General features: G+C 59.4%; 8 protein-coding genes. 3 read left to right on the top strand and 5 right to left on the bottom strand.

The features are described from left to right. Positions 1-23: 23 nt before the first annotated feature. A complete protein-coding gene (locus tag ACIX9_RS18655) occupies positions 24-482 on the bottom strand; it encodes a 23S rRNA (pseudouridine(1915)-N(3))-methyltransferase RlmH (RefSeq protein WP_013582052.1) in 459 nt (152 codons plus the stop codon). A 252-nt stretch (positions 483-734) separates the two neighbouring features. On the opposite strand from ACIX9_RS18655, the gene ACIX9_RS18650 reads away from it, so the two are divergent. Further along, entirely contained in the window at positions 735-2,771 is a 2,037-nt protein-coding gene (locus tag ACIX9_RS18650; RefSeq protein ID WP_049789386.1) for an outer membrane beta-barrel protein, read from the top strand. A gap of 223 nt (positions 2,772-2,994) precedes the next feature. Here the strand turns inward: ACIX9_RS18650 and ACIX9_RS18645 are convergent, their stop codons facing one another. Beyond that, positions 2,995-4,026 carry an IS110 family RNA-guided transposase gene (locus tag ACIX9_RS18645; RefSeq protein ID WP_013573305.1) on the bottom strand — a complete coding sequence of 344 codons (1,032 nt, stop codon included), beginning with the start codon at positions 4,024-4,026 and terminating at the stop codon, positions 2,995-2,997. Here ACIX9_RS18645 and ACIX9_RS18640 point away from each other — a divergent pair. Further along, positions 4,025-5,563, top strand: coding sequence for an outer membrane beta-barrel protein (locus ACIX9_RS18640; protein WP_049789385.1), 1,539 nt, complete (start codon positions 4,025-4,027; stop codon positions 5,561-5,563). The two genes, ACIX9_RS18645 and ACIX9_RS18640, sit on opposite strands and share 2 nt — an antisense overlap. A gap of 76 nt (positions 5,564-5,639) precedes the next feature. On the opposite strand, the gene rsfS is transcribed toward ACIX9_RS18640, so the two are convergent. The 3 genes from rsfS to obgE form a co-directional block, all read right to left on the bottom strand. Further along, entirely contained in the window at positions 5,640-6,185 is a 546-nt protein-coding gene (gene rsfS, locus ACIX9_RS18635; RefSeq protein WP_013582051.1) for a ribosome silencing factor, read from the bottom strand. Between the two features lie 105 nt (positions 6,186-6,290). Continuing rightward, complete coding sequence (nadD, locus tag ACIX9_RS18630) at positions 6,291-6,908, bottom strand: nicotinate-nucleotide adenylyltransferase (RefSeq protein WP_013582050.1); 618 nt, start codon at positions 6,906-6,908, stop codon at positions 6,291-6,293. A gap of 5 nt (positions 6,909-6,913) precedes the next feature. Then, positions 6,914-8,011, bottom strand: a complete 1,098-nt coding sequence (gene obgE / locus ACIX9_RS18625; protein WP_013582049.1) for a GTPase ObgE — start codon at positions 8,009-8,011, stop codon at positions 6,914-6,916. Positions 8,012-8,262: 251 nt separating this feature from the next. Here obgE and ACIX9_RS18620 point away from each other — a divergent pair, with 251 nt between their 5' ends. Further along, the gene (locus ACIX9_RS18620; protein ID WP_013582048.1) at positions 8,263-11,559 is read left to right on the top strand and encodes a TonB-dependent receptor; all 3,297 of its coding nucleotides are present in this window, start codon (positions 8,263-8,265) and stop codon (positions 11,557-11,559) included. Positions 11,560-11,677 lie beyond the last annotated feature (118 nt).

Below are 11,677 nucleotides of genomic sequence, written 5' to 3'. Positions count from 1 at the left end.
TTTCGCCGTTTCAGGGTTAAAGCTCAGTGCCCCAGATGATACGGGTGCCCGGCGAGGATCGTCAGCGCACGGTATATCTGTTCCGCCGCAACGACGCGTGCCAACTCATGCGGCAGCGTGATGCGACCGAAGGAGACCAGTGCGGCGGCGCGGGTGCGGGCCTGGTCGCTCCAGCCGTCCGCGGGGCCGATTGCGAACACGATGCGCTGCGCTCCATCGTCCCGCAGGCGGCCGAGCGTATGGGCGAACTCGTCCGAGGTCAGGGTCTTGCCGCGGGGATCGAAGAGGATGGCATGAGCCGCAGCGCGTCCGGGAGCCTTGGCGATCCAAGCGGAGAGGGCATCCTCGCTCTCAAAGTTGAGCGCCTGGGCGGGCATATAGTGGGCCGCGCGAGCGAGATAGCGATCGGTCAGCGCCTGGAACTCGTCGGACTTGGCGCGGCTTCTCTTTGAAACGATTGCGCTTAGCGTGAGTTCGGTCATCCCGAATTCTACAATGCGGTGCTAAAAATTCTTCCACTTTTCATATTCCAGATATCACAGGCTTGTCACTGATTTGTCACCAGAATGTCACCGACTGCGGAAACACGGATTATTTAGATCACATTTTCAGGTGATTGATGTTTGGCCATTTACTTGCAAAGGAATCTGCATCCACGTAATTCAGCAGTCGGGCCCATTGCAAGGGGTATTCCCTTATTTGCATTTTGTTCTTATTCCGCTCAGGAGTTTTGCATGCCTTTCAGCACCCGTAAGACGTCGACCTATCTCACTGCCCTGGCGCTGTCGCTCGCTTTCAGTGCTCCGCTCGCCTTCGCTCAGACTAGTCAAGGCATCCTTGCCGGTGTCGCTCGTGATTCATCCGGCGCGGTTCTACCAGGATCCAAGGTTACGATCACAAATGAAGACACCCGCGAAGTCCGCACTACCGCAGCGAAATCGGACGGGACCTACCGTCTTGAGGCGATTCCGCCGGGGCGCTATACCGTTCTGATTGAACAGGCTGGTTTTGACGCGAAAAAGGCCACAGGCGTGGTCATCAATCCTTCGGTCACAAGCTCCTATGATGCAGTGCTCTCCGTGGGTAAGGTAAATGATGTTGTCGAAGTCGCAGCAGTATCCAATGCGATCAATCTTGAGAATGGTCAGATTACAGGCATCATCAGTGCAAACGACATTCGCTCGTTGCCGATCTTCTCGTTGAACCCGATCGAGCTTGCGACGACTCTGCCGGGCATTCAGACGATCGTCCAGCCGAGCGCGGGCCAAGGTGCTCAGGGACAGTCTTTCTCTGCCAACGGGGCTCGTCCGCGCGCCAACAACTTCCTCATCGACGGTCAAGAGATCAATGACGTGGCTATCGCTGGCCAAGGTTTCCAGCCTGACATTCCGGGCGCTTATGCGACGGTCGCTGTACTCTCTAACTCGGCGTCCGCCGAGTTCGGCCGTGCAGGTGGTGCTGTCACCAATGTGGTGACAGCGCGCGGCACTAACGTCTTCCATGGCTCGGCCTACGATCGTTACACCGGATCTGGTCTCAACGCGCTCTCCGCGACCCAGCGTCAATCCAAGGTCCCGGGCATCACGCCTCCGAAGAAGACGCGTTTCGACCGTCACACCTACGGCTTTACTGCGGGCGGCCCTATCTTCAAGGACAAGCTTTTTGCCTTCGGAGCCGGACAGTGGCAGCGTTACTTCGGTGGTGTTCTCGAAGGTCGTAATGAGCTTCCGGATCAGAGTGGCGTCAATCAGCTCAAGTCGATTGCCGCCCAGACAGGCACCGTCCAGGCGACCCAGGCTAGCCTGTTCGGGGCTTACCTTTCCAACTACGCCTACCTCAATACCTTTGCGAACACGACTGCAACGACCGCCAATCCGGCCTTGAGCTATAGCAGCTACTCAGTCATCGCTCCCGGTTGCCCTGCCACAGGTTGCTCCATCACCACGGCTCTGTTTCAGCGTCCATCCGTTCCGCAGCAGAATACAGACACGCAGTTCAATGTTCGCGTGGACTATACGCCAAGTGAGCGCGATAACGTTGCTGTCCGCTACATCCACGATCGCGGTTTCCTGACGCCTGACTTCGGCAACAATCCCTCGCTGCCAGGCTTTGACTCGCAGCAGGGCGGTTTCTCCGAGCTTGCCCAGGTCGCCGAGACTCACGTCTTTGGGCCGCGCGTTCTTAATGAGTTCCGCGTCTCTGAGACGCGCCTCAATTTCCTCTTTGCCTTCACTCCGGGCACCTTGGCCAACCCGCTCGCCATCACGCCGACGATCAGCTTTGCCGGCACCTCTCTCACCAACCTCGGTCCTAATCAAAACTTTCCCCAGGGGCGCGGTGAGGACCTTTATCAGCTTCAGGACACGGTCGGTATCAATATCGGCAAGCAGGCGATCCGTGCCGGTGCGGACATTGGCCGGCAGATTGAGCAGGAGTTCGTTTCGCAGAACGCGCTGGGAACGTTGGCCTACTCCGCAACCGGCTCCTACGGAGGTTCGATTGGCGAGTTCATCAACAACTCGCTGGGCAAATCGGGCACGGCAACCAAGACCTTCGGAAAGACCCGGATCGATCCACACGATTGGCGTTCGGGAATCTTTCTGGAGGACGACATCAAGCTGACCCCGGAGCTTACGCTCAACCTGGGTGCGCGCTATGACTACCTCTCCGATCCCGAAATGTATGGTCCGCCGCACGACTGCAAGGGAAAAGCGAAGGGCGACATCGACAGGTCTGCGCAAATGTATTCGGCCTTTGGGTGGAGGGTCTAGTCTCCTGGCCATGATGAGTTGCGCTGCGTGCTCTACCTGATAAACGGCACGGTCATGGAAGACCATTTTCGGGAGCAGGTTTTGAGCACGCCGTTGGGAACTGTTCGGTCGTCTTAGCTGTCCAGTGCAGACCTTGGTGGGAACTCTAAATCGTCGTCGTGGTGCGGTAAAGTGGGAGCGCGATTCTGCGCTTCCAAGCCGAAGGCGTCTTTTCCGCGCCTGCTCAGGCCGGCATCGGAGCCGTTGCTGGGCGGTAGTCATTGCCGCTTGAGAGCACCGCCCAGGCCATACGAGCAAGCTTGTTGGCTGCGGCTGTAATGACGACCTTCACCGGTGCTCGTTGTTCCAGACCATCAAGCCAAGGCCCAAACGGGGAACGCTCTCGCTTGACGATGAGAACTGCTGATCGGGCGCCATGGACGAGCAGCTTTCTCAGGTAGCGGTTACCTCGCTTGCTGATGCCGAAGAGTCTCGCCTTGCCGCCGGTCGAGTGCTGTCGGGGTACAAGTCCAAGCCATGCGGAGAACTCTCGGCCCTTATGGAAGGCTGCTCCGTTGCCGATCGCAGCGACGATTGCGGTTGCGACCAAGGGGCCGATGCCGGGGATTTGTCTCAGCCGTTGGCATGCGGGGTCGGAAGAAGCGATCTGCTCGACCTCTTCGTTCATCGCAACGATCTGCTGCTGAAGATCCTTCCACTCGCTCCAGAGCAGGCTGACAAGGTTGCGCATGCGTGGCGTCAGGTTCGACTCCGCGTTCTCGAGTATCTCTGGCATCGCTTGTCTCAACTTGATGGGAGTCTTGGCGAAAACCATGCCGCGCTCCAGCAGAAAGGCTCGCAGCTGGTTGATCACGGACGTCCGGCGAGCGACAAGCCTGTCACGCACACGATGCATGGCTTGCAGGTCGAGCTGATCGTCGGTCTTGATCGGAACGAAGCGCATGTTCTGTCGGTCGACGGCTTCAGCGATCGCCTCAGCATCCAGGAAGTCGTTCTTATTCGACTTCACGAACGGCTTTACAAACTGCGCTGGAATCAGCTTCACGTCGTGGCCTTGCGCTCGCAAAGCCCGGCCCAGGAAGTGCGCTCCTGAACATGCCTCCATCCCGATCAAGGAGGTCTGCATGTTCGCGGTGAAGGTGATCAGTTGCTTCTGAGTGAACTTCTTGCGCAACAGCACCTTGCCAGCTGCGCTCAGGGCTACGAGGTGAAAGGTCGTCTTACCCAGATCTATGCCAACCGAATGAATCTGCATGTCGATGATCCTCCTTGTACCTGCCAACACAATCGCCTACCTTCCGGGTGGAGATCAAGCGGCGGACCATCTCATTAACGGCGTTGCTTTTCCAGGAATCAATCCGGCGACTGCACTCACTGATCCAATCACAGCGGTCTACAAGGTCAATAATGATTACAACAACATCTCGCCTCGCTTTGGCTTTGCCTACAATCCGCACTTCGGCTTCTTCCATGACGGCAAGACCGTAATCCACGGAGGCTTTGGTGTCTACTTCGACGGGGACTTCAGCAACATTGTCGTCAACTCCGCGCAGAGCTCGCCGAACGCCGTTGCTCAGACCTTGACCTCAACGGCTCAGGACGGACTCGCCAACTCCAACACCCTGATTTCGGGCATTACGCCCGCTCTATCTCCACTGTCCTCCGTACTGTCGGTCGTCAATAATCTGGTCAACCCATACACCTATCAGTTCAACTTCGGCTTGGAGCGAGAGCTGCCTTATAACCTGAAGCTGACCACAAACTACGTTGGCAGCCGCGGAGTAAAGCTCTTCTCCAACCGCATGTACAACTACTTCACACCATCCAACGGGACTGCTGCTACGACCCGGATCAACCCGAATCGGGGCGCGATCTCAGCACGCGGTAACTTTGCTACATCTGAATACAACTCGCTACAGGCTGAGCTTTCGCGGTCATTCGTTCACGGCTTGACCTTCCGCGCCGCGTACACCTACAGCAAAGATCTCGACAATGCGTCAGAGATCTTCGCAACCTTCGCTTCCCCGGCTACCTACCCTGCCGATCTCTCGGCCAGCGGTATCCGTCAGGATTGGGGCAACTCTGCCTGGGATCACCGCAACAACGTGACTGTCTCGTATGTGTGGTCGCCGAAGGGCTACAACGCTGACAACCGTTTCACGAACGCCGTGTTGGGAGCCTTCACGCGGCACTGGACGATCTCTGGTGTCGAACGATTCCAGTCCGGCCCCTACAGCACTCTCAACATCAATGGATACGACACAAATGGCGATGGAACAACCACGAACGATCGCCCTGTCGTCAGCAACCCAATCGCACCAATCAACACCGCAGCGATTGATACCACGTTCCTTCCAACTGCCGCTGCAACGGGCGTTGCTGCCAACCCCGGTGTCCAGGGAACGTACTATAGCTTGAACGTCTACAACGCTGCGGCTACCCCCACCCAACCGGCTCACACCAAACAACTCGTTGATCCCGCATCGGTGCACTTCATCATTCAGCGTGGTCAAAACTTCCTCAGCCAGGAGGTCTCACGCAACAGCTTCCTGCAGCCTGGTTACCAGCAGCACGATCTCGCGATTGAGAAAGGGTTCGGTCTTTCCTATGCCCACTTCGAGCGCGGTCAGTTGACCCTTCGGGCAGAGGCAAACGACGTCGGTAACCATAACAACGTCGCTCCACTTGGCGTAAACGTGGCACTGTTCGGTGCAAGTTCACAGCTCAACCCTGTGGTCTCCCGCACCGTATCATCACGCTCGCTCGTCCTTTGGGCTACGTTGAAGTTCTAACTCGTCAGCTAAAAAATGGGCAGGCACCGATTCGGTGCCTGCCCATTCTTTCGCTGTTTGTAGAAATTCTTGAGTACTACTTTTTCTTCGTAGTCTTCTTCGCCGCCGCCTTTTTCGCCACTGCCTTCTTCGCCACTGCTTTCTTGGCAACAATCTTCTTGGCTGCAGACTTCACAGGCGCGGCTTCCGCCGGCTCTGCTACCTTGGCGCTCTTTCCAGTCTTTGTCCGTGTCTTGGCGATCAGCGCCTTCAGCTCTGCGTTCAGCTCCGGCACGCTGATGGTCGTTGCCGACTTCCGCAGACGTTCCAGCCCGTAGAACGCGCGCTTCTCGGCCGAGAAGACGTGGACGATGAAGTCGACGTAGTCCATCAGAATCCATTCGCCCTGGCGGCGGCCTTCCACCGAGTTCGGATACGTGCCGAACTCATGCTTCAGCTTGATCTCGATGGCGTCCGTGATGGCGACGTTCTGGCGATCGTTGGTTCCGTTGCAGATGAGGAAGTAATCGGTCAGGCCGCTCTCGGAAGGGTCCAGCGCCAGGATACGGATATCTTCCGCCTTCTTGTCTTCACAGGCCGCGGCGGCCGCGAGCAGTAATTGGTAACTCTCAGTGGTGGGCATGTTGCTCCTTCGTTCATGGTATCGGGTTGAGGGCGCGGGGGCCAGCAGAACCGTTGATTTATATGGGAATTCGTGGGCAGCGGGAATCTGCCCGGGGAAAGCCGGTCAGGAGCGGTACAGACCGTGCTCCGCGATAAACGCCGCGACCGAAGGCGTCAGAAGCTCGTCACAGCTCTCACCGTGAGCCAACCGCGTGCGCAATCCGGTGGCTGAAACATCCTCATGGACCGCGTCAAGCAGATGCACGCGAGCCCGCTGTTCCGGCGTCAGCGCCAAGCCGTCAGGCTCGGCGAGCAGAAATCCGGGGCGGCTGATGACGATCCAGTCAGCTAGCTCCAGCAGCCGTTGCGGCTCACGCCAGTGGCCCAGTGAGCGGAAACTGTCCGCGCCGGCAATGCTGAAGATCGCAGCGCCGGGCATCTCCTCGGCCAGCATCTCCAGCGTGCGCACGGTGTAGTTCGGCTGCCCATCCTTACGCGGCGCATCCAGCTCCGAGACCGCAAACCGGGCATCCTCCGCGCAGACCAGCCGCGTCATCTCCAGCCGCTCTGCATAGTCCGTCGAGCAGCCCTCCGGCTTCAAGGGCTGACGGCCAGCGGGGGCGAACAACACCGTATCCAGCGCGAAGCGGTCGGCGGCAGCGCGTGCAATCGCCACATGTCCGCGGTGCGGCGGATCGAAGGTGCCGCCGAAGAGCGCAACCCTGCTCAGCTTCGAAGGCACGTTGCTTACGCCCGGCCCTTGGCGGAGTTCGCCGGCGGCGGATAGTGCGCTCTGTGCTTCTTCGGCACTTCCAGCGGCTCCTGCACGGTGATGGGCCGGTGCGTCTGGACGAGCTCCCCAACCGCAAACTTCAGCGGCTCAATGCCCTCGCCCGTGACGGCGGAGATCTCGTAGAGCGGCAGCTTGCGCCGCTTGGCCATGGCCCGCAGCTTCTTCAGCTTGTCCGGGTTGGCCGCGTCGATCTTCGCCGCGACCAGCAGCGTCGGCTTCTCGGCCAGCGCCGGGTCAAAGCTCTTCAGCTCGGCGGTAATGACCTTGTAGTCCTCAACCGGGTCAGGTCGGCCGGAGCCGTCCGAGACATCCACCAGATGCACGATCACGCTGGTGCGCTCAATGTGCTTGAGAAACTGAATCCCCAGCCCGGCGCCAAGATGCGCGCCTTCGATGAGCCCCGGCAGGTCGGCGATCGTAAACGACTGCTCATGCGGCCAATCGCCCACGGAAACCACGCCCAGGTTTGGCTCCAGCGTGGTGAACTCGTAGTTAGCGACCTTCGGTTTGGCGGCAGACACGCGCGAGATCAGCGTGGATTTCCCCACGTTCGGGTATCCGACGAGCCCAGCATCGGCCAGCAGCCGAAGCTCCAGGCGAAAGTTCTTTTCTTCGCCGGAGCGCCCAAGCTCATGCTCGCGCGGAGCCTGGTGGGTGCTGGTGGCAAAGTGCTGGTTGCCGCGCCCACCGCGTCCCCCGCGTGCGATCACGATGGACTCGTTGACCCGCGAAAAGTCATGGATCAGCTCGCCGGTCTCGTCGTCATAGACGACGGTGCCGACGGGAACCTTCAGGATGGTGTGTTCGCCTGCATAACCGGAGCAGTTGGAGCCCAGGCCGTGTCCGCCGCGTTGCGACTTGTGCTCCGGGTTGAACCGGAAGTGAACCAGCGTGTTGTGGCTCAGGGAGGATTCCATTAAAACGTCGCCGCCATGGCCACCGTCGCCGCCGGACGGACCGCCGCGCGGGACGAACTTCTCCCGCCGGAATGCCATGCAACCATTACCGCCGTCGCCGGCTTTGACTCGAATTCGTGCTTCATCAATAAACATTGTTCTTCTTCAAGTGTAGCGGATCATTAGCTTTTGCCCCGGCTGGTGCCGCCCGTAACGGTCCGGCAACAAAAATAAGGAGGGAAATGACCCGTAGGACGATACACTGAACGCACACCAAGTCATCAAGCGTTCACGTCGTTATGTCATTGTGAGTGAAACAGCAACAGGCCGGAACCGCGCGTACAGGCTCGTCGAAGAACGAAGCTGCGTCGCGGACCGGGGTACTGGCAACAATTTCAGGAGATCAGATGATGTTCAAGCAAGCAGCACGTATCGCGATCGTGTCCACGGTCATTGCAGGTGCCGGAACCTTCGCGGGTTACGGGTACGCCCAGTCGGCTACGGAGGGCGCCATCGGCGGAACCGTTCAGGACTCCACTGGAGCAGTCGTTCCCAAGGCGAATATTGTCATCCACAATAACGGCACCAACGCAGAGCAGACCGTTACATCGGACGATTCCGGCTTCTTCCGCGTCATCCGTCTGCAGCCTGGTCTTTATACGGTTACGGTCAATGCGCCCGGCTTTCGCGCATTCAAGTCGGACAAAGTCGATGTCACGGTCGGCGCACTGACGGATGTGAACTCGACCCTCCAGACCGGTTCCTCCACGGATACCGTTGAGGTCACCAGCGATACGGCTGCGATCAACACCACCTCCCCTGACTTTGCTGGATTGATCGATCAGCAGACCCTCCAGAATCTACCGGTCAGCAACTATCGCTGGTCCGCGTACGCCGCCCTCACCCCGGGCGTGGTCGTCGACGGCAGCGGCTTCGGACTCCTCAGCTTCCGCGGGCAGAGCACTTTGCTCAACAACGTCACCATCGATGGTGCGGACGATAACCAGGCCTACTTCTCGGAAGAGCGCGGCCGCACCCGTGCCGGCTACTCCACTGCCAAGGCCTCCATCCAGGAGTTCCAGGTCAACACCTCCAACTATTCCACGGAATATGGCCGGTCCGCGGGCGGCGTCGTCAACTCCGTCACCAAGAGCGGTACAAACCAGTTCCACGGCGACCTTTACTTCGACGATCGTGACGCGGAGTGGGGCGCTTCCAACAATTACGCTCTCCAGACCGTGCAGAACGCGGCCGGCGCCTTCGTCTCCACACACATCAAGCCAACAGACAAGCGCAAGCAGTACGGCGGCGCCATCGGCGGCCCCATCTGGAAGGATAAGGTCTTCTTCTTCTTCGCGGGTGATCGCTTCGATCACAACTTCCCGGCGGTGGCGGCGGCCAGCGTTCCGGCCACCCTGTACGCGGTGCCGGATGCGACGCTTCCGGCCGGCAAGGTCTGCGGCACCACCGGCGGTACGGCCCCCAGCACTCTTGATGCCTCGGTCTGCACGCTCCAGACCAACCTCGGCCTGCCCACCTACGCCGCGGCTGCCACGGACTACATCAATGGCACCGCCGGCCTCAACTCCATGCTCGGCGTCGTTCCCCGCAAGGGCCTCCAGGACATCTTCTTCCCCAAGGTCGACTGGCAGATCAACGCGAAGAACCACTTCAATGCAGAGCTCAACCGCCTGCGCTGGGTCTCGCCCGCCGGCATCCAGACCGGGCTCGTCGTGTTTGACGGCGCATCCAGCTTCGGCAACGACTATGTCCGCGACACCTTCCTCATCAGCAAGTTGGACTCGCTCATCACCAACAACCTGAGCAATGAGGTCCGCTACCAGTACGGACGCGACTTTGAGTTCGAGTTCAACCAGACACCCACGCCTTATGAGCAGACCAACCTCGTCGGCCCCACCATTGGCGGCTACACCAACCCAATGGGTCTGCCGGCCAGCGTCTCCATCACCAACATCTTCACCTTCGGCACACCCAACTTCCTCAACCGCGCCGCGCTGCCGGATGAGCGCCGCTGGCAGATCGCCGATACCGCCAACTACAACCGCGGCAAACACAACATCAAGTTCGGCGTGGACTACGTTCACACCAACGACATCGTCAACAACCTCTTCTCCGGCTTCGGCGCGTACAGCTACAGCACCCTGACCAACTACTTCACGGACCTGTATCTCTCGCAGAGCGCGGCCAACACCGCCTCATCCCGTTATAAATACACGAGCTTCACCCAGGGCTTCGGTATCCCCGGACTCGAGTTTCAGACCGGCGATTACGCGTTCTTCGCAGAAGATAACTGGAAGGCCACCAAGCGTCTCAGCCTGACCTACGGTATCCGCTACGAGTACGAGCAGCTCCCCACGCCCCTCTCCAACCTCGTCAACCCGGCGCTTCCCCAGACCGGCAATCATCCCAGCAGCAAGACCAACTTCGGACCGCGCGTCGGCTTTGCCTACGACGTCTTCGGCTCGGGTAAGACCATCCTGCGCGGCGGCTACGGCGAGTTCTTCGCACGCATCCTCAACGGCACCATCTATAACTCGCTCATCAGCACCGGCCTAGCCGCCGGCCAGTACACCGCGTCCTTCACTCCGGGGCAGGCTGGATCGCCCACCTTCCCGCGCATCATCGCTGCCGGCTCTCTCAGCGTTCCGCCCAACGTCGTCTACTTCGACCCCAACTTCAAGACGCCTGAGATTCACCAGGCGGACCTGACGGTCGAGCAGGACCTGGGACACAACACCGTGATGAGCGTGACCTGGCTCGGCTCCTATGGCCGTCGCCTCGCCAACTTCACCGACACCAACCTCCCCACGCCCACCACTCAGAACTACACCGTAGTCGATACCTCGGGTAAAGGTCCCCTAGCCCCTGGTTCGATCTTCACCTCCAAGTTCTACGCCAAGCTGCCGAACACCGCTGTTTCACCTTGCCTCAGCCAGCGTCCCAACTGCGCCTACGGCGCAATCTCGGACATCTTCAGCGGAGTCAACTCGAACTACGAGGGTCTCGTCGGCCAGATCAATCACCGCTTCTCCAATCACGTCTCCTTCTCCGCCAACTACACCTGGTCGCATGCTTTGGATTACGGCGAGAACAACCAGACTGCCACCACCGCCAATAACCTGCTCGATCCGCAGAACCTGCGCGCAGAGTACGGCAACTCCAACCAGAACGTGCCTAACCGTTTCGTCATCAACGGTGTCGTGACCTCACCCTGGAAGTTCACCAATACAGCGTTGAAGTACCTGGCGAACGACTTTGAAGTGGCACCGTCTTATGCACTCCAGAGCGGTCTTCCGTACAGCATGACCAGCAGCGGTTCGCTCACCAGCGGCTTCGGTGGGATCAACGGCTCCAACGGAACCTTCCGCATCCCGGGCATTGAGCGCAACGGCTTCGAGCAGCCGAAGACCAACGTCCTCGATCTGCGGATCTCCAAGCGCTTTGCCGTCACGGAGCGCGTCAAGCTGGAGCTTCTCGGTGAGAGCTTCAACATCGTCAACCATCAGAACGTAACCAGCGTGAATGCGCTTGGATACACGGTCGGATCGACTGGTACGCTCACCTTCAACACCGCCACCGCAAGCCCCACGGTCTCCCAGTTCGGAGCCCGGACGGCCACCAACTCCAGCAACTTCCAATTCGCACCGCGCCAGCTTCAACTCGCGGCCCGGCTGCAGTTCTAACCTTACTGCTGTAGATCCAGGGCGGCGACTTCGGTCGCCGCCCTTTTTTCGTTTGCTGCAACCGGATCGGCTGCTATGCTTGCAGCCATCCCACCCAGACGTACGTTGTCCTGGAGCC

This window comes from Granulicella tundricola MP5ACTX9 (assembly GCF_000178975.2).
In the GTDB taxonomy this organism is placed as follows: domain Bacteria; phylum Acidobacteriota; class Terriglobia; order Terriglobales; family Acidobacteriaceae; genus Edaphobacter; species Edaphobacter tundricola.
This window is presented reverse-complemented; position numbering and strand designations above follow the sequence as displayed.

What these genes read in the sequence shown, in the direction of transcription:
- ACIX9_RS18650 (WP_049789386.1), top strand. Translation starts at nt 735, where the DNA reads ATGCCTTTCAGCACCCGTAAGACGTCGACCTATCTCACTGCCCTGGCG.
- obgE (WP_013582049.1), bottom strand. Translation starts at nt 8,011, where the DNA reads ATGTTTATTGATGAAGCACGAATTCGAGTCAAAGCCGGCGACGGCGGT.
- ACIX9_RS18645 (WP_013573305.1), bottom strand. Translation starts at nt 4,026, where the DNA reads ATGCAGATTCATTCGGTTGGCATAGATCTGGGTAAGACGACCTTTCAC.
- rsfS (WP_013582051.1), bottom strand. Translation starts at nt 6,185, where the DNA reads ATGCCCACCACTGAGAGTTACCAATTACTGCTCGCGGCCGCCGCGGCC.
- ACIX9_RS18620 (WP_013582048.1), top strand. Translation starts at nt 8,263, where the DNA reads ATGATGTTCAAGCAAGCAGCACGTATCGCGATCGTGTCCACGGTCATT.
- ACIX9_RS18640 (WP_049789385.1), top strand. Translation starts at nt 4,025, where the DNA reads ATGTCGATGATCCTCCTTGTACCTGCCAACACAATCGCCTACCTTCCG.
- ACIX9_RS18655 (WP_013582052.1), bottom strand. Translation starts at nt 482, where the DNA reads ATGACCGAACTCACGCTAAGCGCAATCGTTTCAAAGAGAAGCCGCGCC.